30 protein-coding genes are annotated in these 23,572 nt (G+C 63.2%); 7 read left to right on the top strand and 23 right to left on the bottom strand.

Features of this window, described 5'->3' with window-relative positions; all coding sequences use genetic code 11:
- Positions 1–99 precede the first annotated feature (99 nt).
- The 10 genes from pgsA to AAEU42_RS05005 form a co-directional block, all read right to left on the bottom strand.
- Positions 100–630 (bottom strand): CDP-diacylglycerol--glycerol-3-phosphate 3-phosphatidyltransferase, encoded by a 531-nt coding sequence (gene pgsA, locus AAEU42_RS05050; protein WP_342232449.1) that lies wholly within the window; start codon positions 628–630, stop codon positions 100–102.
- Between the two features lie 31 nt (positions 631–661).
- On the bottom strand, positions 662–1,348 hold the full coding sequence (locus tag AAEU42_RS05045) for a CvpA family protein (RefSeq protein WP_342232448.1): 687 nt from the start codon (positions 1,346–1,348) through the stop codon (positions 662–664).
- Between the two features lie 36 nt (positions 1,349–1,384).
- Positions 1,385–2,554, bottom strand: coding sequence for a DUF5711 family protein (locus tag AAEU42_RS05040; RefSeq protein WP_342232447.1), 1,170 nt, complete (start codon positions 2,552–2,554; stop codon positions 1,385–1,387).
- A 1-nt stretch (position 2,555) separates the two neighbouring features.
- Complete coding sequence (truA, locus tag AAEU42_RS05035; RefSeq protein WP_342232446.1) at positions 2,556–3,323, bottom strand: tRNA pseudouridine(38-40) synthase TruA; 768 nt, start codon at positions 3,321–3,323, stop codon at positions 2,556–2,558.
- Between the two features lie 119 nt (positions 3,324–3,442).
- Positions 3,443–4,258 (bottom strand): energy-coupling factor transporter transmembrane component T family protein, encoded by an 816-nt coding sequence (locus AAEU42_RS05030; RefSeq protein ID WP_342232445.1) that lies wholly within the window; start codon positions 4,256–4,258, stop codon positions 3,443–3,445.
- A complete protein-coding gene (locus AAEU42_RS05025) occupies positions 4,259–5,125 on the bottom strand; it encodes an energy-coupling factor transporter ATPase (RefSeq protein ID WP_342232444.1) in 867 nt (288 codons plus the stop codon).
- 80 nt (positions 5,126–5,205) lie between these two features.
- The gene (locus AAEU42_RS05020; protein WP_342232443.1) at positions 5,206–5,454 is read right to left on the bottom strand and encodes a hypothetical protein; all 249 of its coding nucleotides are present in this window, start codon (positions 5,452–5,454) and stop codon (positions 5,206–5,208) included.
- An 18-nt stretch (positions 5,455–5,472) separates the two neighbouring features.
- Positions 5,473–6,318 (bottom strand): energy-coupling factor transporter ATPase, encoded by an 846-nt coding sequence (locus AAEU42_RS05015; protein WP_342232442.1) that lies wholly within the window; start codon positions 6,316–6,318, stop codon positions 5,473–5,475.
- Entirely contained in the window at positions 6,311–7,123 is an 813-nt protein-coding gene (locus tag AAEU42_RS05010; protein WP_342232441.1) for a hypothetical protein, read from the bottom strand. The genes AAEU42_RS05015 and AAEU42_RS05010 overlap by 8 nt, the downstream gene beginning before the upstream one ends.
- Before the next feature lie 25 nt (positions 7,124–7,148).
- Complete coding sequence (locus AAEU42_RS05005) at positions 7,149–8,012, bottom strand: class I SAM-dependent methyltransferase (RefSeq protein ID WP_342232440.1); 864 nt, start codon at positions 8,010–8,012, stop codon at positions 7,149–7,151.
- Between the two features lie 171 nt (positions 8,013–8,183).
- Here AAEU42_RS05005 and AAEU42_RS05000 point away from each other — a divergent pair, with 171 nt between their 5' ends.
- The 3 genes from AAEU42_RS05000 to AAEU42_RS04990 all read left to right on the top strand — a co-directional run bounded on the left by AAEU42_RS05000 (position 8,184) and on the right by AAEU42_RS04990 (position 11,911).
- Positions 8,184–9,563, top strand: a complete 1,380-nt coding sequence (locus AAEU42_RS05000; RefSeq protein ID WP_342232439.1) for an MATE family efflux transporter — start codon at positions 8,184–8,186, stop codon at positions 9,561–9,563.
- A gap of 290 nt (positions 9,564–9,853) precedes the next feature.
- Positions 9,854–11,203 carry a magnesium transporter gene (gene mgtE, locus AAEU42_RS04995; protein WP_342232847.1) on the top strand — a complete coding sequence of 450 codons (1,350 nt, stop codon included), beginning with the start codon at positions 9,854–9,856 and terminating at the stop codon, positions 11,201–11,203.
- 87 nt (positions 11,204–11,290) lie between these two features.
- Positions 11,291–11,911, top strand: coding sequence for a TetR/AcrR family transcriptional regulator (locus AAEU42_RS04990; RefSeq protein WP_342232438.1), 621 nt, complete (start codon positions 11,291–11,293; stop codon positions 11,909–11,911).
- Positions 11,912–11,982: 71 nt separating this feature from the next.
- Here the strand turns inward: AAEU42_RS04990 and AAEU42_RS04985 are convergent, their stop codons facing one another.
- From AAEU42_RS04985 to rpmG, 9 genes are all read right to left on the bottom strand, one after another.
- Positions 11,983–13,365, bottom strand: a complete 1,383-nt coding sequence (locus AAEU42_RS04985; protein ID WP_342232846.1) for a stalk domain-containing protein — start codon at positions 13,363–13,365, stop codon at positions 11,983–11,985.
- Positions 13,358–13,915: an RNA polymerase sigma factor gene (locus AAEU42_RS04980; RefSeq protein ID WP_342232437.1), complete on the bottom strand. Its 558-nt coding sequence runs from the start codon at positions 13,913–13,915 to the stop codon at positions 13,358–13,360. The genes AAEU42_RS04985 and AAEU42_RS04980 overlap by 8 nt, the downstream gene beginning before the upstream one ends.
- Before the next feature lie 132 nt (positions 13,916–14,047).
- Positions 14,048–14,422 (bottom strand): 50S ribosomal protein L7/L12, encoded by a 375-nt coding sequence (rplL, locus tag AAEU42_RS04975; RefSeq protein ID WP_342232436.1) that lies wholly within the window; start codon positions 14,420–14,422, stop codon positions 14,048–14,050.
- A gap of 43 nt (positions 14,423–14,465) precedes the next feature.
- Entirely contained in the window at positions 14,466–15,083 is a 618-nt protein-coding gene (gene rplJ / locus AAEU42_RS04970) for a 50S ribosomal protein L10 (protein WP_342232435.1), read from the bottom strand.
- Positions 15,084–15,454: 371 nt separating this feature from the next.
- Positions 15,455–16,147: a 50S ribosomal protein L1 gene (rplA, locus tag AAEU42_RS04965; RefSeq protein WP_342232434.1), complete on the bottom strand. Its 693-nt coding sequence runs from the start codon at positions 16,145–16,147 to the stop codon at positions 15,455–15,457.
- An 18-nt stretch (positions 16,148–16,165) separates the two neighbouring features.
- Entirely contained in the window at positions 16,166–16,591 is a 426-nt protein-coding gene (gene rplK, locus AAEU42_RS04960; RefSeq protein WP_342232433.1) for a 50S ribosomal protein L11, read from the bottom strand.
- Positions 16,592–16,687: 96 nt separating this feature from the next.
- Positions 16,688–17,209 (bottom strand): transcription termination/antitermination protein NusG, encoded by a 522-nt coding sequence (gene nusG, locus AAEU42_RS04955; protein ID WP_342232432.1) that lies wholly within the window; start codon positions 17,207–17,209, stop codon positions 16,688–16,690.
- A 10-nt stretch (positions 17,210–17,219) separates the two neighbouring features.
- Positions 17,220–17,540: a preprotein translocase subunit SecE gene (gene secE / locus AAEU42_RS04950; protein ID WP_342232431.1), complete on the bottom strand. Its 321-nt coding sequence runs from the start codon at positions 17,538–17,540 to the stop codon at positions 17,220–17,222.
- A 48-nt stretch (positions 17,541–17,588) separates the two neighbouring features.
- The gene (rpmG, locus tag AAEU42_RS04945; protein ID WP_342232430.1) at positions 17,589–17,753 is read right to left on the bottom strand and encodes a 50S ribosomal protein L33; all 165 of its coding nucleotides are present in this window, start codon (positions 17,751–17,753) and stop codon (positions 17,589–17,591) included.
- A 343-nt stretch (positions 17,754–18,096) separates the two neighbouring features.
- On the opposite strand from rpmG, the gene AAEU42_RS04940 reads away from it, so the two are divergent.
- Complete coding sequence (locus AAEU42_RS04940; protein WP_342232429.1) at positions 18,097–18,915, top strand: sigma-E processing peptidase SpoIIGA; 819 nt, start codon at positions 18,097–18,099, stop codon at positions 18,913–18,915.
- Between the two features lie 53 nt (positions 18,916–18,968).
- Positions 18,969–19,691: an RNA polymerase sporulation sigma factor SigE gene (gene sigE, locus AAEU42_RS04935; RefSeq protein ID WP_425288194.1), complete on the top strand. Its 723-nt coding sequence runs from the start codon at positions 18,969–18,971 to the stop codon at positions 19,689–19,691.
- Positions 19,692–19,729: 38 nt separating this feature from the next.
- Here sigE and AAEU42_RS04930 read toward each other — a convergent pair whose 3' ends face one another.
- Positions 19,730–20,116: an MmcQ/YjbR family DNA-binding protein gene (locus AAEU42_RS04930; RefSeq protein WP_342232428.1), complete on the bottom strand. Its 387-nt coding sequence runs from the start codon at positions 20,114–20,116 to the stop codon at positions 19,730–19,732.
- Positions 20,117–20,233: 117 nt separating this feature from the next.
- On the opposite strand from AAEU42_RS04930, the gene AAEU42_RS04925 reads away from it, so the two are divergent.
- Positions 20,234–20,731 (top strand): CarD family transcriptional regulator, encoded by a 498-nt coding sequence (locus AAEU42_RS04925; protein WP_342232427.1) that lies wholly within the window; start codon positions 20,234–20,236, stop codon positions 20,729–20,731.
- 171 nt (positions 20,732–20,902) lie between these two features.
- Positions 20,903–21,673 (top strand): RNA polymerase sporulation sigma factor SigG, encoded by a 771-nt coding sequence (gene sigG, locus AAEU42_RS04920; RefSeq protein WP_342232426.1) that lies wholly within the window; start codon positions 20,903–20,905, stop codon positions 21,671–21,673.
- 45 nt (positions 21,674–21,718) lie between these two features.
- Here sigG and AAEU42_RS04915 read toward each other — a convergent pair whose 3' ends face one another.
- Genes AAEU42_RS04915 through AAEU42_RS04905 form a run of 3 tightly spaced genes read right to left on the bottom strand, consistent with a single transcriptional unit; the run spans position 21,719 to position 23,514 of the window.
- Complete coding sequence (locus AAEU42_RS04915) at positions 21,719–21,988, bottom strand: DUF1905 domain-containing protein (protein WP_342232425.1); 270 nt, start codon at positions 21,986–21,988, stop codon at positions 21,719–21,721.
- Positions 21,989–22,025: 37 nt separating this feature from the next.
- The gene (gene rsmA, locus AAEU42_RS04910) at positions 22,026–22,877 is read right to left on the bottom strand and encodes a 16S rRNA (adenine(1518)-N(6)/adenine(1519)-N(6))-dimethyltransferase RsmA (protein ID WP_342232424.1); all 852 of its coding nucleotides are present in this window, start codon (positions 22,875–22,877) and stop codon (positions 22,026–22,028) included.
- The gene (locus tag AAEU42_RS04905; RefSeq protein WP_342232423.1) at positions 22,864–23,514 is read right to left on the bottom strand and encodes a GNAT family N-acetyltransferase; all 651 of its coding nucleotides are present in this window, start codon (positions 23,512–23,514) and stop codon (positions 22,864–22,866) included. Before AAEU42_RS04905 ends, rsmA begins: the two co-directional genes overlap by 14 nt.
- Positions 23,515–23,572: the final 58 nt, after the last annotated feature.

Below are 23,572 nucleotides of genomic sequence, written 5' to 3'. Positions count from 1 at the left end.
TCCTTTTCGGCCACAGACCGTCCGCCCAGGCCGCCAGAGGGCATACATACCCCTCTGAGCGTTTCATTCTAACCCGAAATTATGAACTGCGTGTGAAAATTACAAATTATTTTGCATCATTTTACGGAAATTCATGGCGTAACTCACGAGCGCCGCCACGGTGAGGGCCAGGGCGAAGGCGATGAGGCCGGTAGCCCAGGGCCGGGGAACGGGGAAGAGCACCAGGGCGGCCAGCACCACGAAAAAGACCCCGGTGGAGGTTTTGCCCAGCCAGTTGGAGGGGATCACGTCCTTGGTGCGGCGGAGCATGAGGAAGCCGCCCACGCCCATGGCCAGCTCCTTGCAGAAGAAGATGACCACCGCCCACACGGGGATGATGCCGTCGGCGGTGACGCAGATGATGACGGTGAAGGTCATCAGCTTATCCGCCAGGGGGTCCAGTACCCGGCCCAGCTTGGTGATCATGTCGAAGCGCCGGGCGATATAGCCGTCGGCAATATCGGTGGCGAAGGCCACGGCGTAGATGAGGGCGGCCCATTGGTGGGCCGAGGGATCGGGGAGAAAAAAGACCACCGCAAACACCGGGACCAGGCAAAGCCGGATCAGGGAGAGCATATTTGGGACATTCATGGACTTCACCACTCTTTCGTAAAGGGCCCGCTCATACCAGCATCAGCATATCGAAGGGGCTGTGCTCGGTGAGGAACCGCAGCAGATGGGTCTCCTGGATGGTGGCCGGCGGGATGAAGCCGGTGAGGCCGCACAGGACCCAGGCGGCCAGATAGACAATCACCAGTCCCTTGACCAGACCCAGCAGGCCCCCGGCCAGCTTGTTGAGGCCGCTGAGGCCCGGCAGCTTGGCCACCAGGTCCAGTGCGTGGCTCAGAAGGGTCCAGGCCAGCAGCACCACGAAGAAGGCCAGGAGGAAAAGGAGGCTGTGGGCGATCTGCTCCGCGATGGCCGCGGCCGCGGCGGCGGCGGTCTGAGCCGCCGTCTGGGCGATGCCGGCTCCCAAAGTGTCCTCCAGCTTGTCGGCGGCCCACTCGTAGAGCCCCCCCTTTTCCTTGAGGGCGGCCAGCACCTCGGTGACGGCCAGGCCGTCGCCGGTGGTGCCCGCCTCCAGGGCCCGCTGCTCCAGGCTCTCCTGGATGGTCTGGGCCATCCGGGGCTCCAGGGTGTCCGCCAGCTTGGGGGCCAAGGCGTCGGCGGCAAAGTTCGCCCCCACTAGGGCCACGAGGACCGCCGCCAGGGAGCACAGGGTGAGGATGAACCCCCGGTGGGCCCCCAGGCCCAGGAAGAGGACCAGAACGGCCAGGATGATGATATCGATGATCACGGGCACAGTCATAGTTTACCTTCTTTTCGTGGGAGAGATACCTTTGATTTAATCGGGCAGGTACAGCCGGGCGGTTTCTCCGGCGATGAGCATCACCGAGCCGTCGGGCCGCTGGAGCACCTTCCGGGCCCCCTGGCCCCCCTCCAGAGTGTGGTAGGGGGTCAAGTCCTGGGTGTAGATGGTCAGGCCGTCGGCGGTGAGCACGGAGAGATAGCGCCCCGCGGCGGAGAGGGAGAGGATCTGATAGTCGAAGGAGCGGGCGGCGGCCTCCTGCCCGGTGAGGTCCACCGTCACAAGATCGGCGGAGCTGCCCGCCCGGTACTTGCCCAGCAGGAGAGCGGCGAAGCCGTCGGCGTCCAGGGAGTAGCCCTTGAGATACCGGCCGCCGTAGGAATAGGAGCCGGTCAGGGTCCCGTCGGCGGAGACGTAGCACAGGGCGTTTTCCCCCAGCACCCGGAGGGGCTGGGAGGGCCAGCTCAGCTTCAAAACGGCGTTGTTGCCCAGGGAGCAGATCTTGTCCGGCTCCCTGTCGTCGGTGGTCCGGCTGAGAGAATAAAAGGCGATCTGGCTGTCATAGACCCCGCCCGTCTGTCCGGCGGTGGCCAGGGCCAGGGTTTTCCCGTCGGGGGAGAGGATGGCGTCGGTGATGAAGCGGGAGGAGAGGTTGACCCCCAGCACCGGCTGATAGGCGGCGTCGTAAACCGTGACGGCGCCCTTGAGCCCGCTGGCCTGGGTCACCACGGTAAGCTGGCCCTGGGCGCTGAGGCTGGCTGAGAGGATGGAGTAATCCTTTTCCACGGTGAGGGAAAAGACCAGCTCCCGGTTGGCGTAGACATAGAGGTCGGTGCCCCCGGCGTCGTAAACCAAAGCGGCGTTTCCGCCCACCGACACCACCGGGTGGTCCAGATGGCAGGTCTGGTCCACGTAGGCCGCCCCGCTGGCGGAATAGAGCCGGATGCCGCTGGCCGAGCAGACCAACAGGTCGTCCCCCAGACGGGCAAAGGAGCTGGAGATGCCCCCGTCATAGGAATAGGACTCAGCCTGTCCGCTTTCGTTTTTCACCAGGGAGCGGTAAGTAAAGTAGCGCTTCACCGCGTCAAAGTTCAATTTCTGCCAGTTGGCCACCAAAAAGACCGCCCCCAGCACCAGGGCCAGGGTGACGAGGAAGGCCAGAAACCGGAGGAACGGGTTTCGCTTTTCCTTCTTTTCCTCTTCCATCCTATGTCAGCTCCTCCTCGGTGAGACCGGGTTCGTTGTACCAAAGCCTGGACATGTACAGCCCTCCCGGCGGGGCGGTGGGGCCGGCGTCGGTGCGGCAGCGGCCCTCCAGGATATCGGTGACCGCCTCTGGGGGGAATTTCCCCTCGGCGGCGTAGATGACGGTGCCCACCATGGCCCGCACCATGTTGTAGAGGAAGCCGTTGGCGCACACCTTGCAGTCGATGACGATGCCGGAGCGCCGGATGTCGAAGTAGTGGACCGTCCGCACGGTGGTCTTTACATCGGTGCCCACGCTCTTCACGGCGGCAAAGTCATGGGTGCCCACAAAACGGTCCGCGGCAGCCTGCATGACGGTTTCGTCCAGGTATTTGGGGTAGAACCAGGCCCGGTCCACGAAAAAGGCGTTGCGGATGCGGGAGTTGTAGATGCGGTAGGTGTACTCCTTCTTCAAGCAGGAGCTGATGGCGTTGAAGCCCTCGGACACCTCCACCGCCCCGGTGACCACGATATCGTCGGGCAAGCGGGTGTTCACCGCCAGAGGCAGCCGGTCGCAGGGGATGGAGGAGGTGGTGCGGAAGTTGGCCACGTAGACCTTGGCGTGGACCCCGGCGTCTGTGCGGCCCGCCCCGGTGCACTTCACCGGGTGGCCCACCACCTTCTCCAGGGACTTTTCCAGAACCTCCTCCACAGTAACGGCGTTCTTCTGGATCTGCCAGCCGTGGTAGGCGGTGCCGACGTACATTAACTTTAGCGCAATATTTCTCATAAATCATGAAACCCGTCTAAAGATTTTCTTAAACTTGCAAGAGCCGCGGGCGGATGCTGTCCGCCCCTACAAAAGAAGCCCCCCGTAGGGGCGGATAGCATCCGCCCGTCCGCTGTGTTTTAGAACACGCCCAGGAAATTGAGGCCCCAGACGCCGAAGCAGAGGGCCAGCCCCAACAGCAGGGCGGCGTAGTCCCGCCCGGCGTACCTGAGCACCCGCATCCGGGTCCGGCCGTCCCCGCCGTGATAGCACCGGCACTCCATAGCCACCGCCAGCTCATCGGCCCGGCGGAAGGCGGAGATGAAGAGGGGCACCAGCAGGGGAATGAGGGCCTTGGCCTTCTGGATCAGGTTGCCGGTATCGAAGTCGGCCCCCCGGGCCTTCTGGGCGGACATGATCTTGTCGGTCTCCTCGATAAGGGTGGGGATGAACCGCAGGGCGATGGACATCATCATGGCCAGCTCGTGGACGGGGACCTTGATCTTCTTCAGGGGCCCCAGCAGATTTTCCAGCCCGTCGGTGAGCAGGATGGGGGAGGTGGTGTAGGTCAGCAGGAAGGTGCAGGAGATGAGCAGCATGATCCGAAGCACCATGAAGATGGCGGAGCGCACGCCCTCCTTGTAGATGTTGATGATCCAGAAGGAGACCAGGGGCGCCCCCTTACCGGCGGTGTAGAGAAGGTTCAAAACGGCGGTGAAGAGCACGATGAAGAAAACCGGCTTCATCCCCCGGAATACCGCCTTGAAGCCCACCTTGGAGATGAGGATGGCGGCGATGAGGGTCACGGCCAGCAGGCCATAGCCCAAGGCGTTTTTGGCCAGGAAGAGGGCCACGATATAGAGGACGGTGAGCAGCAGCTTGCACCGAGGGTCCAGCCTGTGGAGCACGGTGTCCCCGGGGAAGTACTGGCCCAGGGTAATGTCTTTCAGTGCCATTTATACCGCCCCCTTCCGCTTCAGGGCCGCCAGGACGGCCTCTTTGGCCTGGGGGATGGTGTAGACCGAGGGGTCCACGTCGGCCCCCATGGCCTTCAGCCGGTGGAACACCCGGGTGATCTGGGGCACGCCCAGGCCCATGGCCTCCAGCTCCTCCCCGTGGGCAAAGACCTCCCGGGGCGTGCCCTGGAAGGGGATGCGGCCGTCGTTGATGACCACCAGCCGGTCCACCGTCCGGGCCATCTCCTCCATGGAGTGGGAGACGATGATGATGGTGGCGTTTTTGGCCTCATGATAGTCCCGGATGTTGCTCAAAATCTGCTCCACCCCCACCGGGTCCAGCCCGGCGGTGGGCTCGTCCAGGATGAGGACGGCGGGCTCCATGGCGATGACCCCGGCGATGGCCACCCGCCGCTTCTGCCCACCGGAGAGCTCAAAGGGGGAAGCGTCCAAAATGGCGTCGGACAACCCCACGAAGGCGGCGGCCTCCCGCACCCGGTGGTCGATCTCCCTCTCGTCCAGTCCCATGTTTTTGGGGCCGAAGGCGATGTCCTTGTAGACCGTCTCCTCGAAGAGCTGATACTCGGGATACTGGAACACCAGGCCCACCTGGAAGCGGGTGGCCCGGGTGGCCGCCTTGCTCTCCCAGATGTCCCGCCCCTCTACCAGCACCCGCCCCGAAGTGGGCTTCAAAAGGCCGTTCAAGTGCTGGATCAGGGTGGATTTCCCCGAGCCGGTGTGGCCGATGACCCCCAGGTATTCCCCCCGGTAGGCGGTGAAGTCCACGTCGATGAGGGCCCCGTGCTCGAAGGGGGTGCCCGCGGAATAGATGTGGCACAATTTTTCCGTTTGAATGATCGGTTCCAAATGGCGTCAGTCCTAACGTTAAGTGGTACACGCCCCTGGGGGTCGCGTCCGGAAAAGTTCCAATCGGAGGGGAGAGCGGCTCACTCCGCGCTGAGCCGGTCAAGCCGCTCCTGCAAATAGGCGGTTTTATCTTCCAGCACATTCAGCCGTTGGCGCAGGCGGAACAGAACGCCGCCCGTCACGCCGGCGGCCAGGCTGAAGAGCATGAGGGGGCCGGGTTCCAGATAGAACCCCAACAAGCGGCACAGAGGGCCGATGACAAACCAGCCGCACAAGAAGGCGGCAAATCCTACACCCGTACAGGGGAGGTAGGGGTTATCCTTTTTCATGGCCTTTGCTCCTTTCCGCTACTGAGACAACAGCGTATTCAATACCTGGGCGCAGGCCTCGTCGGAGAGGGCGTCCAGGGGCACGTCCAGCCCTTCCTGCTTCAGCTCCCAGAGGAGGGAGACGGTCTCGGGGACGGTGAGGCCCACGGCCCGGAGTTCCTCCACCTTTTGAAAGACCTCCTTCGGGGGGCCGTCGGCGATGACTCTTCCCTTGGCCATCACCACCAGCCGCCCGGCCTGGGCGGCCTCGTCCATGTGGTGGGTGATGAGGACCACGGTGACCCCCTGGGTCTCGTTGAGCTTCCGAATGGTTTCCAGTACTTCTTTGCGTCCGATGGGGTCCAGCATGGCGGTGGGCTCGTCCAGCACCACGCACCGGGGCTTCATGGCCAAGATGCCGGCAATGGCCACCCGCTGCTTCTGCCCGCCGGAGAGGAGGTGGGGGGCGTGTTCCCGGTATTCGTACATGCCTACGGCCTTGAGGGCCTCGTCCACCCGCCGGCGGATCTCGTCGGGGGGAATGCCCAGGTTTTCCGGCCCGAAGGCGGCGTCCTCTTCCACCACGTTGGCCACGATCTGGTTGTCCGGGTTCTGAAAGACCATGCCCACTGTGCGGCGGATATCCAAAAGCAGGGCCTCGTCGGCGGTGTCCATGCCGGAGACGTACACCTTGCCCCCGGAGGGGAGGAGAATGGCGTTCAGGTGCTTGGCCAGGGTGGACTTGCCAGAGCCGTTGTGGCCCAGCACGGCCACGAAGGACCCGGCCTCGATCTCCAGGCTCACCCCGTCCAGGACCACCTTGGGGGTCTCCTCTCCGGAGTAGGAAAAGCGGAGGTCTTCTGTTTTGATGATGGCGTCAGACATTTTCATTCCCTCGTTTAAACAGCCTGGGGGCCAGATAGCCCCCGGTGAAGAGCAGGTGGGGCGCCAGGGCGGAGAGCCAGATACCGGGCGCGCTCACGTCCCAGGCGTACTGATAGTCGCCCAGCAGAAGGGCGGCGGGGAGGTCCAGCCGGGCGTACCACATCCCGGCGGGGGTCTGGATAAGGCTGAGGCCCCAGGTGACGTCGCTGGCCTGAGCCAGCATCCCCCAGACAAGTGCCCCGGAGAGGGCGCAGAGGGCGGCAAGGCCAATCAAGGGGATGGCCGCGCTTCCGAATCTGCCCCAGCGGGCGCCGAAGAACAGGCCCAGTCCCAGGCAGAGGAGGGCGGCCAAAATCAGATAGGCCCAGAGGGGCAGGCCCCTGCCATCGGAACGGGAGCGAAACGCGAAGGCGAAGCCCACCAGGAAAATCAGCATGGACAATATGGCCTGAGTGGTGACCCAGCCCCACGCCCAGCCCGCGGCGGGATTGGGCGCGCCCTCCTTCCTGCGGGAGAGGAAGAGGCACACGACGAGGCCTGGCAGGGCGCAGAGGAGCAGGGACAGCCCGCCGATGGCTGCGGTGAAGTTGTCCCCGCCGAAGAAGCCGCCGGAAGAGGGGAGAAAGGCCCAGGTCCCGGTGAACCAGACGGCGGAGACGTTGTTGGCTGCCGTGCCCAGTGCGGCCAGGAAAAAGAGGGTGGGCCAGGGGAGCACGGTGGGCCGCAGCCCCCGAAGGAAGCACAGCAGGGCCGCCGCCGCGGCGCCCGTGAGCATGGGGATCAGCAGAAAGACGACGATCTCCATGGCTGCGGCTCCTTTCTTGGGCGGATCAGTCGGCCAGCCAGCGCCCCGTGGCGCCGCAGGGGAGTGCCAAACCGTTGGAGGACACTGCCAGCCCCAATTCCTGGCTCTCGGTATGGCCGCCGTAGCGCTTGGTGACCAGGGTCTCCAGGATATAGGTCAGCACCGAGGGAGCAAGGCCCGTGGTGTAGGAGTTGATGAGGAAGAAAAGGGGCTCGTCGGAGAGGAGCTTGGAGACCATCTCCACGAAGGGCCAGAGGTTCTCCTCCAGCTTCCAGATCTCTCCGGAGGGACCCCGGCCGTAGGAGGGGGGGTCCATGATGATGCCGTCATAGGTCCTGCCCCGGCGGATCTCCCGCTCGGCGAACTTGCCGCAGTCGTCCACGATCCAGCGGATGGGCCGCTCCTCAAGGCCGGAGGACCTGGCGTTCTCCTTGGCCCAGGCCACCATGCCCTTGGCGGCGTCCACGTGGCACACGGAGGCCCCCGCGGCGGCGCAGGCCACGGTGGCCCCACCGGTGTAGGCGAAGAGGTTCAGCACGTTGATGGGCCGTCCGGCGGAGCGGATGGCCTTCTGGCAGAAGTCCCAGTTGGCCGCCTGCTCGGGGAAGAGACCGGTGTGCTTGAAGTTCATGGGCTTGATGTTGAAGGTCAATTCGCCGTAGTCCACCGTCCACCGTTCGGGCACGTCCTTCTTGGCCCACTGGCCGCCGCCGGTGGCCGAGCGGGCGTACCGGGCGTCCGGCCTGCGCCAGCGGGGGTCGGTGCGGGGGGTGTTCCAGATGGCCTGGGGGTCGGGCCGCACCAGGATGTATTTTCCCCACCGCTCCAGCTTTTCCCCGCCGCCGCAGTCAATGAGCTCATAGTCTTTCCAACGCTCGGAAATCCACATATTGCACCTCTTACAAGCAAATACACAAAGTTATAATATTATATCACCGGCGGGAAAGGCAGTCAATGAGAGAAACGGGAAAGGGCATGTTGAGAATGGGGTTTGCGCCGGGTGGGAAAAGGTGGTATACTAACTAAAATAGAATGTGAACGCGGAGGAAGCGAATCAGACATGCGGAAATTCACCAACCCGGACGAAAAATTCCAGTGGATCACCACAGCGCCCATCCCCGGATTGGTGGGACAGCTGGCGGTGCCCACCATCATCTCCATGCTCATCACTTCCATCTACAACATGGCGGATACCTATTTTGTGGGCGGCCTGGGAGAGAGCGCCCAGGGGGCGGTGGGGGTGGTGTTCTCCCTCATGGCCATTATCCAGGCCCTTGGCTTTACCTTTGGGAACGGCTCGGGCAACTATGTCTCCCGGCTGCTGGGCCAAAAAAACCAGGAGGAAGCCGAGCGGGTGGCCGCCACAGGCTTTTTCTCCGGCATCTTCGGGGGCCTTGCCGTGGCGGTGCTGGGGCTTTTGTTTCTGGACCCCCTGGTCAGCGCCCTGGGGGCCACGCCCACCATCCTGCCCTATGCCCGTGACTACGCCCGGTACATCCTCCTGGGCGCCCCCTACATGGTGGGTTCCCTGGTGCTCAACAACCTGCTGCGTTTTGAGGGGAGCGCCACCTACGCCATGATGGGCATCACCACCGGCGGCATCCTCAACATGATCCTGGACCCCATCTTTATCTTCGGCCTGAATATGGGCATCGGCGGGGCGGCCCTGGCCACTATCCTCAGCCAGCTGGTGAGTTTCTGCATCCTCCTGTTCAACACCGGCCGCGGCGGGACCCTCCCCATCCGCTGGAAGCGGTTCACCCTCAAGGGCGGCATCCTGGGCAACATCATCCGGGGTGGCCTGCCCTCCTTCTACCGGCAGGGCTTGGCCAGCGTGGCCTCTATCCTCCTCAACCGGGCGGCTGGCCCCTTTGGGGACGCGGCCATCGCCGCCATGGGCATCGTCAACCGCTTCGGCATGTTTTCCGGCTCCGCCCTCATCGGCTTCGGCCAGGGCTTCCAGCCGGTGTGCGGCTTCAACTACGGCGCCGGGCTCTATGGCCGGGTGCGCCAGGCTTACTGGTTTTGTGTAAAGGTGGGCACCGCGGTTTTGACGGTGATCGCGGCGCTGGGGATCTGGTTTGCCCCGCAGATCGTCCATTTCTTCCAGCCCAACGCCCCTCTGGTGGTGGAGCTGGGCACCGCCGCCATGCGCTGCCAGCTGGTCACCCTTCTGGTGATGAGCTACGTGATCTTAAACAATATGATGCTCCAGACCGTGGGGGAGAACTTTCGGGCGTCGGTGCTGGCCCTGGCCCGGCAGGGGCTATTCTTCATCCCCCTGATCCTGATCCTGCCCCCTCTCTTTGATTTTACGGGGGTCATGCTGGCCCAGCCCATCGCCGACCTGCTGGCGACGGTGCTCACCGTCCCCTTGTCGGTGAGCTTCCTGAGGAAGATGCGGGCCATGGAAGAGGGACAAAAAGACTTGAAAAAATGAGCCTGACGTGGTATTCTTGAAAAAGAGGCGGAAGATCCGTCTAAAATAGAGATTAAAGGAGGAACAGTCAGTGGACATCTGCGGCCGAAGTACCAGACAGGACAGCGATGTTCCCTTATGGGCGGTAAATCGCCCCCCGTTCCTCCTGAGGCAGGCGCGGGGCTAGATTTCCCGTGCCCATGATCGGAATGTCGCCGCGCTGGTAAAGCAACTGCTTTACCAGCGCGGTTTGCTGTCCTTACGTACTTCCTCGCTGTATCAAAAGACAGGAGGAAAGAAGTATGGAAGAAATGGAGCGCAGGGACCTGCTCCTGGTGTGGGAGACCATGCTGACCGAGCGGGACTACCGGACCTTAAAGACCCAGCTGGCCGACGCCAACGAGGTGGACGTGGCCGAATTCATGGCGGAACTGCCGCCGGACAAAACGGTGCTGGTTTTCCGCATGCTGCCCAAGGAGATGGCCTCCGACGTGTTCGCCAACCTGGAGCCGGAGGACCAGCAGCTCATCATCTCCTCCGCTACAGACCGGGAGGTCTCCGAGCTGGTGGAGGATCTGAACGTGGACGACGCGGTGGACATGCTGGAGGAGCTGCCCGCCAGCGTGGTCAAGCGGGTGCTTAAGACCGCCCGGCCCGACACCCGCAAGCTCATCAATCAGTTTTTGAACTACCCCGACAGCTCGGTGGGCAGCATCATGACCGCCGAGTTCATCGACCTGCGCAAGTCCATGACGGTCAGCGAGGCCATCACCCGCATCCGCCGCAGCGGCGACGAGAGCGAGAGTATCTACACCTGCTACGTCATCGACTCCCGTCGCGTCCTGGAGGGGGTGGTGACCCTCCGGGAGCTGCTGGTGGCCGAGGACGACACCATCGTGGAGGAGCTGATGGAGACCGACCTCATCACCGCCCTCACCACCGAGGACCAGGAGGAGGCCGTCAACAGGATGATGAAGTACGACTTCATCTCCCTGCCCGTGGTGGACCAGGAGCACCGGCTGGTGGGCATCGTCACCGTAGACGACGTGATGGATGTCATGGAGGAGGAGGCCACCGAGGACTTCGAGAAGATGGCGGCCATGGCCCCCTCGGAGAAGCCCTACCTCAAGACCAGCGTCTTTTCCCTGGCCAAAAACCGGATCGTGTGGCTGCTGGTGCTGATGGTCTCCAGCATGGTCACCGGCGGCATTTTGGGCAAGTACGAGGCGGCCTTCGCCGCCGTGCCCCTTCTCGTCACCTTTATCCCCATGCTCACCGACACCGGCGGAAACGCCGGCAGCCAGAGCTCCACCATGATCATCCGCGGCATGGCGGTGGGGGAGATCGAGATGGGGGACTTCCTGCGGGTCCTCTGGAAGGAGCTGCGAGTCAGTATCCTGGTGGGGGTGATCCTGAGCGCGGTGAACTTTGTCCGCCTTCAGATCCAGTATCCGGGCAACACGATGGTCTCTTTCACCGTGGCCGGGGCCATGCTGGTGACGGTGGTGATGGCCAAGACCATTGGCTCCATGCTCCCCATCCTGGCCAAGCGCCTCCACGTGGACCCCACCATCATGGCCGCCCCCCTGATCACCACCATCGTGGACGCCGTGTCCCTGGTGGTCTACTTCACGCTGGCCCAGCGGCTTTTGGGCCTGTGAGGACATCTTTGCGATACCTTAACATTGCCTTTGCGGAGAAAATGTGGTATGATCATACCATAATTTGAGGAAAAGAGGGCGAAGGACATGGGCAAACGGCAGGCGCTGGCGGAGTACCACCGGGGATCCATCCTGGCCGCGGCGGAGCGGCTGTTCTCGGAAAAGGGCACCGACCGCACCACCATGGACGATATCGCGCGGGAGGCTGAGTACAGCAAGGCCACTCTTTACGTCTATTTTCAGAGCAAGGAGGAGATCGTGGGCGCCATCCTCCTCAACGGCATGGCCATGCTGAAAAAGCGGGTCCACCAGGCCATCGAGGGCCACACCGACTGGCTCGAGGCCTATGATGCCGTCTGCCTGGCCATCACCGGCTTCTATGAGGAGAACCCCACCGCCTACGAGGCGGTGATGGGCGGCTCCCTCACTGGGGCGGAGGGGAGCAAGAGCGACCAGGACATCAAGCGGGTGGCCGGAGAGTTCTGCCGGGAGCTGGCGGATTTCCTGGAGCGGGGAATGACCGCCGGGACCATCCGCTGCGCCATGGCTCCCATGGAGACGGTGATGCTTTTCTGGGCCAGCGTATCCGGCATGATCCACATGGCCGACCGAAACGCCGACAGCCTGGAGCGGCAGGTGGGCCGCAGCCGGGAGGAATTTCTGGAGGATGGCTTCCACATGATCCTCCGGGCCATCGCCCAGAGTTGATTTCAAAGCATTTGAAACAGCGGCCATACCCGATTCGGGTATGGCCGCTGTTTTGTCGCGGGGAGAAAGGATCAGGGGATGATATACCAGTCGCCCCAGATCGTGTCGTTTCCGTCCCTGGTCCGACGGACGAAGCCGTCCAGGCCCCAGGCATCCTCGAACACCGACCAGTCGGCGGCCATCACGCCGTTTTGATAGGCCGGGGCCTGGAGCAGGGTCACCGGCTGGCCGTCCACCAGGGCGGTGGTGCTGCCGGCGGTGAGGACGACGGTGACGCCACGGTAGACGCAGGTGACGTTCCCGGTGGCGGCGTCCCAGTTACAGGTGCCGCCCAGAGTCTCCGTCAGGGCCCGGACGAGAAGGGGGTAGCCGGCGTCCTCGGTCAGAGGCGTCCCGGCGGGGACGGTGACGGGGTCCAGGGCCGAATCGTGGGCCACGGGGGTGGAGGCCGAGCCGTCCAGGGGATACTCCTGGTCAAAGACGATGACAGACCGAATGTCCGCCAGGTCCTGCACAGCCTTGAAGCGGTAGTCGTGCTCCACGCTGGACAGGGTGATGTCATCCTGTCCTAAGTGCTCAGAGTTTTCCACCGTGCTTCCGCTGGTGCTCTCCATCATCTGGCTCTGGGTGCGGATGGAGCCGTCCGCCATGCGGAAGAAGATGCGGGGGTTGGTCTCGTAGCCGCGGCTCCGGGGCTCATCCGCCGTCAGGATCTTGCAGGTGAGGGGGGTGAGGATCACCCGCTCCACGGTGAGGGTGCCGGCTGTGGTGGTCTCAAAGTCCAGAACACCCACCCCGGAGGCGTTTACTTCCACGGTGACGGAGGGGGCGGGGTTCAGCGGCACCCTGACCTCCTTATCCTCGCCCATGTAGTCCAGCCGGATGCGGATAAAGGCGGCGGGGCCGGTGAGGTCGGCGTCGGCGTACCAGCTGATGGAATTTTCCGTCCGGGCCTCCTTGAGCTCGCCCATGCCGAAGCTGCTGATGCCGTGCTCCGCCCGGGTGCCGTCGGCGTTCAGGGTCCCCACGTGGAAGGTGTCCATCCCGGTAAACTCCTTGGAGAAAAGGAACTGGCGGCTCTCTTCGTTGAGGGCCTTCACCGTCACCACCAGATAGGCGGTGTTTTCGTCCGCCACCGAGCTCTCCACGGTGAGGGTGTAGTTTTCGTCGCTGACGGACCGCACGGTGCTGTCCATATATTCCTGGGCGGGGGAGGTGTCCCCCTGGAAAAACGCCTGGAGTACGTCCAGGTTGGCGCTCACTGCCAGGGCGCTGCCGGTAACGGCCACGGCCAGCGCCGCCGCCGCCAGGGCGAACCTTGTTTTCTGTCTCATATAAACCTTCCTCTCTGCGGGGTCGGCGTCCAGCGCGGCGTGGACCCTTGCCTTCACCGCCCGGGCGTCCGCCGCCGGCGGCGTATCCGTTCTGCCCATGTCCTTCCAAAGCTCATCCATCCGGTTCAAGTGCCGACCCTCCTTTCGTCAATCGCTCTTTCAAATCCCTGCGGGCCCGGCACAGCCGGGTCTTGGCCGCCGGGGCGCTGAGGCCCAGGCGCTTTCCGATATCCTTGAGCTTTTCGCCCTCGTAGTAGTAGCCGATGACCAGCGTGCGGTCGGGATCGTCCAGGGCCTCCACCGCCAGCCGGAGGCGTTCGGCGAACATGTGCCGCTCCACCAGCTCCTCCGGCCCGGGCCTGGGCTCCGCCTCCCAGTCGGCGAGGGGGAGGGGAGCGGGCCGGGCGGCGCGGAGGCGGTCGGTGGCCTTGTTCCGGGCGATGGCCGACAGGTAGGACTTGACCCCTTGGGCCGGGTCCAGCGCGGCCCGGTGCTCCCACAGGGCCAGGAAGGCGTCGGAGACCACCTCCTCCACGTCCTCCCGGGAAGCGGAGGCCCCCAGGGCCCGCCACGCCACGGTGGAGAGATAGGGGGTGTAGGCTTCGATGGCGCGGTCGAGGGCCAGACGGTCGCCCCTGCGCAGCTTTTGGGTCAGCTTGCCCTCGTCCACGGCGTCACTTCCTTTCCAGAACCGGTTCTGACAGTAAATACGGAGAATGGAGAAAAAGGTTACAGAGAAAATGAAAAAAGAGGTGCCCCAACGATTGTCGGGACACCTCTTTTTTGACAAAGGGAAGGAAGCTTACTTCAGCTCGACCTTGGCGCCGACCTCTTCCAGCTTCTTCTTGAGCTCCTCGGCCTCGTCCTTGCCCACGGCCTCCTTGATGGCCTTGGGAGCGGCCTCGACAGCGGCCTTGGCCTCGGCCAGGCCCAGGCCGGTGATCTCGCGGACGACCTTGATGACCTTGATCTTCTCGGCGCCGATCTCGGCCAGAACCACGTCGAACTCGGTCTTCTCCTCGGCGGCGGGGGCGGCGGCGCCACCGGCGGCGGGAGCGGCCATGGCGGCGGCGGAAACGCCGAACTCCTCCTCCAGAGCCTTCACCAGGTCGTTGAGCTCCAGGACGGTCAGGGACTTCACTTCTTCGATCAGAGCAGTGATCTTCTCGCTAGCCATAATAGTATACCTCCTAAATTTGGTTTAAACGTTTTGTTTTTGATTACTCAGCGGGGGCCTCGGCGGCAGCCTCGACAGGGGCCTCCTCGGCGGGAGCGGCCTCGGCGGCGGGAGCCTCCTCAGCGGGGGCAACGGCCTCCTCGGCGGGCTTGTCGGCGGGGACGCCGCCCTTCTCGGCGATGGCCTTGATGACGATGGCCAGGCTGGTGATGGGGGAGAGCATCATGCCGAGCACCTGGCCCACCAGCGCCTCCTTAGAGGGCAGCTCGGCCAGAGCGGCGATGTCGTCCATGGGAAGGACCTTGCCCTCCATGAAGCCGGCCTTGATGACGAACCGGTCGCCGTTGAGCCCCTTGGCAAACTTGTGGATGACACGCATGGGGGCGATGGGGTCCTCCTTGCTGACAGCCAGGGAAGTGGTGCCGTGGAGCACGCCGTCCAGCTCGGAGAGCCCGGCGTCGTCCAGAGCGCGGCGCACCAGGGTGTTCTTCACCACGGAGTACTCCACGCCGGCCTTGCGCAGCTCATTACGAAGGGTGGTGTCCTCGGACACGGTGATACCCTCGTAATTCACCAGCACGCCGCTGGCAGAAGACTTCAGGGTTTCGACCAGCTCGGCCACGATGGCCTGCTTCTCGCTCAGAACCTTTGCGTTAGGCATATTGGGAATTCACCTCCAGAGTTTTTGGTAGCGACAAAAAAATGCCGCTTTCGTGTTCGGCACGAAAACAGCACAAAAAGACATTCTTGTTGGCTGCATTCTCGGCGGGGGACGAATGTCGTTAGAGCCGAAGGCTCCCCGCTGTCTCTGAACACGAAAAGTATAATATCATCCCGGGCGGGTTCTGTCAAGCAAAACCCGCCCGAAATGGATATTACAAAGGGAAAGCTGTCATGCTGCGGGTTGGGCGCATGGCCGGGCGTCTAAGCCCCTCCGACTGCGCAAGCCGTCGTTCAGCCCTTTGGGCTGCCCGTCCGTTTGCTCCGCTGCGGGTCTTACCCGCCCTATGCGCCTACCCTCCGCACTTCTTTTTACACGAACTTGGCGGCGTTGAGCTTCACGCCGGGGCCCATGGTGGAGGCGGCGACACAGCTCTTGACGTAAGTGCCCTTGGCGGCGGAGGGCTTGGCCTTGACGATGGCGCCCATGAGGGCGTTCAGGTTCTCGGTCAGCTTCTCGGGGCCAAAGGAGACCTTGCCGATGGGGCAGTGGATGATGTTGGTCTTGTCCAGACGATACTCCACCTTACCGGCCTTGACTTCCTGGACGGCCTTGGCCACGTCGGGAGTCACGGTGCCGGCCTTGGGGGAGGGCATCAGGCCCTTGGGTCCCAGGACCTTACCCAGACGGCCCACCACGCCCATCATGTCGGGGCTGGCGACCACCACGTCGAAGTCGAACCAGTTTTCCTTCTGGATCTTCTCGACGAGGTCCATCTCGCCCACGTAGTCGGCGCCGGCGGCCTTGGCGGCCTCAGCCTTGTCGCCCTTGGCGAAGACCAGCACCCGCTGGGTCTTGCCGGTGCCGTGGGGGAGGACGATGGCGCCGCGGACCTGCTGGTCGGCGTGGCGGGAGTCGACGCCCAGCTTCACGTGGAGCTCCACGGTCTCGTCGAACTTGGCGGGAGCGGTCTTGACCACCAGGTCCATGGCCTCGGTGACGTCGTAAGCGGCGTTCTTGTCGATGAGCTTGGCGCCGTTCTGATATTTCTTACCTCTAAACATCTCTGATTCCTCCTTGCCTTAGTCGCCCACCAGGACGCCCATGGAGCGGGCAGTACCGGCGATCATGCTCATGGCGGCCTCGATGCTGGAAGCGTTGAGGTCGGGCATCTTGGTCTCAGCGATCTTGCGGATGTCTTCCTTGCTGATGGTGGCAACCTTGTCCTTGTTGGGCACACCGGAGGCCTTGTCCAGACCGCAGGCCTTCTTGATGAGGACGGCGGCGGGAGGGGTCTTGGTGATGAAGGAGAAGGAGCGGTCGGCGTAGACGGTGATGACCACGGGGATCAGCAGGCCGCCGTCGTTCTTGGTCCGCTCATTGAACTCTTTGGTAAAAGCGGCGATATTGATGCCGTGCTGGCCGAGGGCCGGGCCCACAGGGGGGGCCGGAGTCGCCTTGCCGGCGGGGATCTGCAGTTTCACGTAACCGGTAATTTTCTGTGCCATTTGAAACAGCACCTCCTACATAAATGTGGTATGGACGGGACCCAATGCGGTCCCTCCCACGTCGCGGGGGATGAGCCGCCCGAAAGCGGCCGGATGTCAATCGCTGACAGGTTCCACCTGGTCCAGCTCCAGCTCCACGGGAGTTTCCCGGCCGAACATGGACACCACGACCCGGACCTTGCTGTGGTCCATGTCGATCTCTTCCACCGTGCCGATGAAGGACTCCAGGGCGCCGTCGGTGATCTTGACGCTGTCACCCAGGGCGTAATTGACCACTACCTCGTGCTTCTCCACGCCCAGGGCCGCTATCTCCTCTTCAGAGAGGGGAATGGCCTTGTTGCCGGAACCCACGAAGCCGGTGGAGCCGCGGATGTTGCGCACCAGGTGCCAGGTGTCGTCGGTGAGCACCATCTTCACCAGCACATAGCCGGGGAAGACCTTGCGCTCCACCGTTTTGGGACCGTTGTCCGTGATCTCGGTGACGGTCTCCATGGGGATGTTGACCTCTTGGATGAGGTCGCGCATGCCGCGGTTTTCCACAGCCTTCTCAATACTGGCCGCGACGGTGTTTTCGTAGCCGGAGTAGGTGTGGACCACGTACCATTTCGCCTCTTCCATGCCGCGCCCCTTAGACTTGGTGGAAGAAGGAAATGAGGGCGCTGAAGAGATGGGTGGCGACCAGATCGAACAGCCAGATACAAACGCCGATCACCACGCAGAAGGCGATGACGATGAGGGTGTTGTTCAAGGTCTGCTTCCAAGTGGGCCACTGGACCTTCTTCAGTTCGGCCTTCATCTCTTTGAACCAATGACCCATCCGCGCGAAGATGCCGGGCTTGGACTTCTTTTCCGTCTTCTTCTCGGCCTTTTCCTTCTTGGCGGGAGCCGCGGGGGTCTCAGAGGCGGCAGCGGTCACTTCCGCTTTTTCCACGTTCTCGTTTTCAGCCATTCAGTGATACCCTTCTTTCTTGTGAGCCGTTTTTGTAGGAGGGGCTCATTACTTGGTCTCGGTATGGACCGTGTGCTTTCTGCAGAAGGGGCAGAATTTGTTCATCTCCAGACGGTCGGGATCGTTTTTCTTGTTCTTCTTGGTATTGTAATTACGCTGCTTGCACTCGTTGCAGCGCAGGGTGATCTTCACCCGGTTGCCTGCCTTTGCCATAACGTCGGCACCTCCTTAATTCTTGACCGTTTCCGGCATAAAAAAAGCCGGGTCCGGTCTGTTCGCCGGATCCAGCCAAAAGAGCCGCAATGGGCCCTTGGACATGGCGGTGTGGATCCGGCATGATCTGCCTCCCTATGACCTCAGAGAGGAAAAGGGTTTCACGTCCCGTCACACCGTAAAAACGGACATAAAAAAAGAGCCCTTTTCATAGGTGATGGTATTCTATCACGGCCCCAGGGACAAGTCAAGGGAATTTTTCGAAAATCTTCCCGCTCTTTAAGACGTTTTTTGAAGGTCGTCTCTTTTATAATGGGCAGGCAGGAAAGGGGAGGGGACGGGCGTGACGGTGGTATACATAGATGAGGTGTTCCTGCTGAACGCCGTCATCGACTATCTGCTGCTGCTCTCCGCCGCCAAGCTGGCGGGGGAGCCGCTGTACCGGGGGCGGATGGCCCTGGGGGCCGTCCTGGGTGGGCTGTACGCCGCCGGGGTGTTCCTGCCCGGACTCGGTTTTTTGAGCCATCCGGCCTGCAAGGCCGCCGCCGCCGTGGGGATGTGCCTGCTGGCCTTCGGTTCCTCCCGGCGGCTGCTGCGGGTGAGCCTGGTGTTTTTGGGGGTGTCCGCCGCCTTCGGCGGCGGGGTGCTGGCCCTCCAGCTCTTCTGGGGGGCCCCGGCCGTCCTGGATCTGAAGACGGTGCTGCTGTCGGCGGCGGGGTGCTACCTCTTTATCACCCTGATCTTCCGGCGGACGGCCAGGCACACCGGGGGGGAGCTGGCCAGCGCCGAGCTGACGCTGGGGGGGAAGCGGTGCCGCCTCACCGCCCTGGTGGACACGGGCAACACCCTGACAGACCCCGCCACGGGGCGGCCGGTGATGGTGGCGGAGGGGGAGCGGGCCACGCCTCTCTTTCCCGCGGGAGAGGCCCCCGGGCCCGAGGAACTCAGCGACCCGGTGGCGGCCCTGGCCCGCCGGGAGAAGGACGGCCGCCGCTGGCGGCTGCTGCCCTACCGGGCGGTGGGGGTGGACCACGGCCTGCTGCTGGCGGTCCGGGTGGACCGGGCCATGGTGGGGGGCGAGGACTACGGCCCCATCCTGGTGGCCCTCTCGCCCACCCCCCTGTCCGACGGGGGCGGTTATCACGCGCTGATTGGAGCCTAGTAAAAGAGCCTTCCCGCCGGAGGGGGCCTATCAGAAAGAGGAGGAAGAGAAACATGGGGGAAAAGCTCAGGCGTATGTGGTGGGCCTTCCGGGCCATCCTGACCCGCTGGGGGGTGGCCCTGCCGGGAAAGATCATGTACATCGGGGGGAGCGACACGCTGCCACCGCCGCTGAAACGGGAGGAGGAGGCCGCCCTCATCGCCCGGCTGGGGGAGGGGGACGAGGACGCCAAGAGCACCCTCATCGAGCGCAATCTCCGGCTTGTGGTCTATATTGCCAAGCGGTTCGAGAACACCGGCGTGGGCATCGAGGACCTCATCTCCATCGGCACCATCGGCCTCATCAAGGCGGTGAGCACCTACAAGGCGGAGAAAAACATCAAGCTGGCCACCTACGCCTCCCGGTGCATTGAAAACGAGATCCTGATGCACCTGAGAAAGACCTCCAACCAGCGGGGGGAAGTCTCCTTCGACGAGCCGCTGAACACCGACTGGGACGGCAATGAGCTGCTGCTGTCCGACATCCTGGGCACCGAGGGGGACGTGGTGATGAAGCCCCTGGAGGAGGACGTCGACCGCCAGCTCCTCTCCCAGGCCATGGACCGGCTGGAGGAGCGGGAGAAGGTCATCATCACCATGCGCTTCGGCCTGGACGGGCGGACGGAGCGGACCCAGAAGGAGGTGGCCGACCTGCTGGGCATCTCCCAATCCTATATCTCCCGGCTGGAAAAGCGCATCATCCAGCGGCTCAAGCGGGAGATCCTGAAAATGATGTGAAAAGGAGGGCGGGCGGGTCATTGACCCGCCCGCCTGTCTCAAATCAGCCCCAGTTCCCGCTGGGCCGCCTTGGTCAGCTTCGCCGTCACCAGGGCGTAGGACTGGTCGCACATCTCCCGCAGGACGTCCTCCGGCACGGCCCCGTCCAGATAGACGGTGTTCCAGGTGCGCTTGTCGGAGTAAAAGCCGGGCACCACGTCGGGGTATTCCGCCCGGTAGAGCTCGGCCAGCCGGGGCTCGCACTTCAGAAGGACCATGGTCCGCCCGGCGTGCTCGGCGTACTTGGGGTCGGGGGTGCAGATGGCGGCAAACTGCCTGCCCCGGACCAGATAGCGGTCCCACTGCCACTCCAGCTTATACTCGTGCTCCGCGCCGGACTTGCCCAGCAGATAGGCCTCCAGCCAGGGATAACGGTTCATTTTCATCACCTCTTGCCCTCCAGTGTACCATCCGGGCGAATGGCTGTCCAGGAGAAAAGAAAAGTTTTGCTTACATGGAAGGGCTAAAATGTGGTATACTATATTAAATAATGAGGTGATTGAGTGTATCAAGCGGGAGACTTGGTCCTGTACGGGCGCACCGGCGTGTGCCGGGTGGAGCGGATCGAACACCGGGACGGACAGGATTTTTACGCGCTGAAGCCCCTGTACCAGTCCTGTGATATCTTTGCCCCGGTGGACAGCGTCAAGGTTTTTATGCGGCCCATCATCTCCAGGGAGGAGGCCCAGCGGTTGGTGGACCTGATCCCCTCTCTGGAAGTGGAGGCCTATGAGAACCGGGCGATGCGGGAGCTGACGGAGCACTATCAGGCGTCCATCGACACCCACGAGTGCCAGGATTTGATCGAGATGACCATGTCCCTTTACGCCAAGAAAAAGACGGCCCAGGGGCAGAAACGCAAGTTCGGCGCCGTGGACGAGCGGTTCATGAAGTGGGGCGAGGAGCTCCTCTTCGGAGAGCTGGCCGCGGCTTTGGAACTTCCGCTGGAAGAGGTGCCGGAGTACATCGGCTGGCGGGTGAAGCAGGCCGCGCAGGCCTAAAATAAGGCAAAGAGAGCGCCGGGACGTTGGTCCCGGCGCTCTTTTCCTGCCTGGGGAAAAATCCATCGAAAGCGGTCCCACGATAAAAAATATAGCCCGGTCCCGCGCCGTATGAAAGCCCCTGCCGGGGAAATACTGAAACCAGTATTTTGAAGGCGGGAGGGATCGTGTGTGCAGGGCAAGGTGGAGATCTGCGGGGTCAAAACCTCCAAATTAAAGGTCCTCAAGAACGAGGAGACCATGGCACTGCTCCGCCGCACCAAGGAGGGGGACATGGACGCCCGGGAACAGCTTATCGCCGGGAACCTTCGTCTGGTGCTGTCGGTGATTCAAAAATTTGACCGTCGGGGGGAGAACGCCGACGATCTGTTCCAAGTGGGCTGTATCGGCCTCATCAAGGCCATCGATAACTTCAACATTGACCTGGACGTGCGCTTTTCCACCTACGGGGTGCCCATGATCGTGGGGGAGATCCGCCGCTACCTCCGGGACAACAGCGCCATGCGGGTGTCCCGGTCCATGCGGGACACGGCCTACAAGGTTCTCCAGGCCAAGGAGAAATTCATGTCCGAGCACCAGCGGGAGCCCACCATCGAGGAAATCGCCAAGATGCTGGAGACGAAACGGGAGGATGTGGTCTTTGCCCTGGAGGCCATCACCGACCCGGTGAGCCTTTACGAGCCGGTCTACTCCGACAGCGGGGACGCGGTGTGTGTCATGGACCAGGTGAAGGACAGCAAGAACACCGACGAAAGCTGGCTGGAGCATATCGCCCTGAAAGACGCGGTGGACAAGCTGCCCGAGCGGGAGAAACGGATTTTGAGCCTGCGGTTTTTCCAGGGCAAGACCCAGATGGAGGTTTCCGCCGAGGTGGGCATCTCCCAGGCCCAGGTGTCACGGCTGGAGAAGAGCGCGCTGGAACAGATCCGAAAAAGTTTGTAAAAAAGCCCCGGCGTTACATTGGTAACACCGGGGCTTTTTTGCCGTTCATGCCCGCTCCCGGAGGGTGACCAACACCGTGTCGCCGGGCTGTTTGCCGATGGCGGAACGGATGTCCTTTCGAAGGCCCAAAATGTGGCCCGACGTCCCCATGCGGACCAGGCTCCCCCGATAGGGCACTCCGTCAAAGGCGGCGTCCACCTTGACCCGGCCCTTGCCGAACTCCGACTGGACATCGTAGGGGAACTCCACATAGGCGCCGTCTATGCCGGGCACTTTTTGGATGACAGCCCGAAAGCGGTATTCCTTTTTATTCAAGACAAGTCCCTCCGCATCTTTTGGAACTGGGACTATCTTATCCTCTGCCGCCGATCTCATCCGCCAGCCGGGCAAATTCCTCGATGCCCAGCCGCTCCCCCCGGACGTCGGCGGGGAGGCCGGCGGCCTCGATGCAGGCCCGCAGGTCGTCCTTGGAGAGGGGAAAGGCGGAGGTCAGGGCGTTCAAAAGGGTCTTGCGCCGCTGGCCGAAGGCCCCCCGGACCACCCGGAAGAACCGCTTTTCGTCGTGGACGCAGGCCGGGGCGGACTTGGGGGTGAGGCGCAGGACGGCGGAGGTCACCTTGGGGGCGGGAAGGAAGCACTCGGGGGGCACCTCGAAGAGGAGCTCCGTCCCGGCGTGGTACTGGCAGAAGACGGAGAAGGCTCCGTAGTCCCCGGTGCCGGGTGCGGCGCAGATGCGCTGGGCCACCTCCCGCTGGATCATCACGGTGATGGAGGCGAAGAGCCCGCTCTCCAGGAGAAGGGTGAGGACGGGGGTGGTGATGTTGTAGGGCAGGTTGGCGCACACCAGGGGGGTGAGGCCGGCAAACTGCTGGGCCACCAGGGCGGGCAGGTCCAGCTTCATCACGTCCCCGGGGACCACGGTGACGTTGGGGCAGCCGGCCAAGGTCTCGGAGAGAATGGGGAGGAGGGCCCTGTCCAGCTCCACCGCCGCCACCTTGTCGGCCCGCCGGGCCAGTTGGACGGTGAGGGGGCCGATCCCGGGGCCGATCTCCAGCACCCCGGTGCCCGCCCCCGCGCCGGAAGCGTCGGCGATGTCCTGGGGCACCCAGCTTTCGATGAGAAAGTTCTGGCCCATGGATTTGGAAAAGCGGAAGCCGTGGCGGCCCAGCAGTGCCTTGATCTCCTCGATATTACAAAGATCCATCGCCGCTCACCTCATACCCCAGATCACACATGACTTGAAAGACCGCCTGAGAAGGCCGGACGGTCTTTTCCCGGACGGGAAAATTCCCGTCAAAGGCATCCAGCCCCTCCGGATCGTAACGGAAGCCCTCGCGGAACCGTCCGCCTCCGGCCAGGGCGCCCCGGCGCAGCTCCAGAGCCAGCAGGCCGGGCAGGTACATCCCGTTTTCCAGCTTGAGATCGAAGCGCTCACAGCCGTGGAAGCCGAAACGGCCGTAATACCGGGGGTCCCCCAGGATGACGGCGGCGGCATGGCCCTCGTCCGCCGCCCGGGCCAGGGTGTCCCGTATCAGGGCGCCGCCCACCCCCCTGCCCTGGTATTCGGGCAGGACGCCCAGGGGGCCGAAGGTGACGGTATCGACGGCGGAGCCGTCAGGGCGAACCACCTGGCTCCGGGCGTAGTAGATGGCGCCCACCAGAGTGTCCCCGTCAAAGGCCAGCCGGGCCAGGGGGGGGAGATAGGCCGGGCTTTGGCGCAGCTGGTGGAGGAAGTGGTGCTCCATGCAGCCGGGCTGGTACACGTCCCAGAAGGCCGCTCGGGTCAAGGCCTCGCAGGCGCGGAAATCGGCGGGGGTCTCCGGGCGGAGGGTCAATTCCATATCGTTACCTCACAATGAGAAATTTGGGTACAGTATAGCATCCCCGCGGGGAAAAGGC

This window comes from Pseudoflavonifractor phocaeensis, assembly GCF_038439875.1.
In the GTDB taxonomy this organism is placed as follows: domain Bacteria; phylum Bacillota; class Clostridia; order Oscillospirales; family Oscillospiraceae; genus Vermiculatibacterium.
Note: the sequence above shows the minus strand (reverse complement) of the source record. Positions and strands in the feature narration are given on the sequence as shown.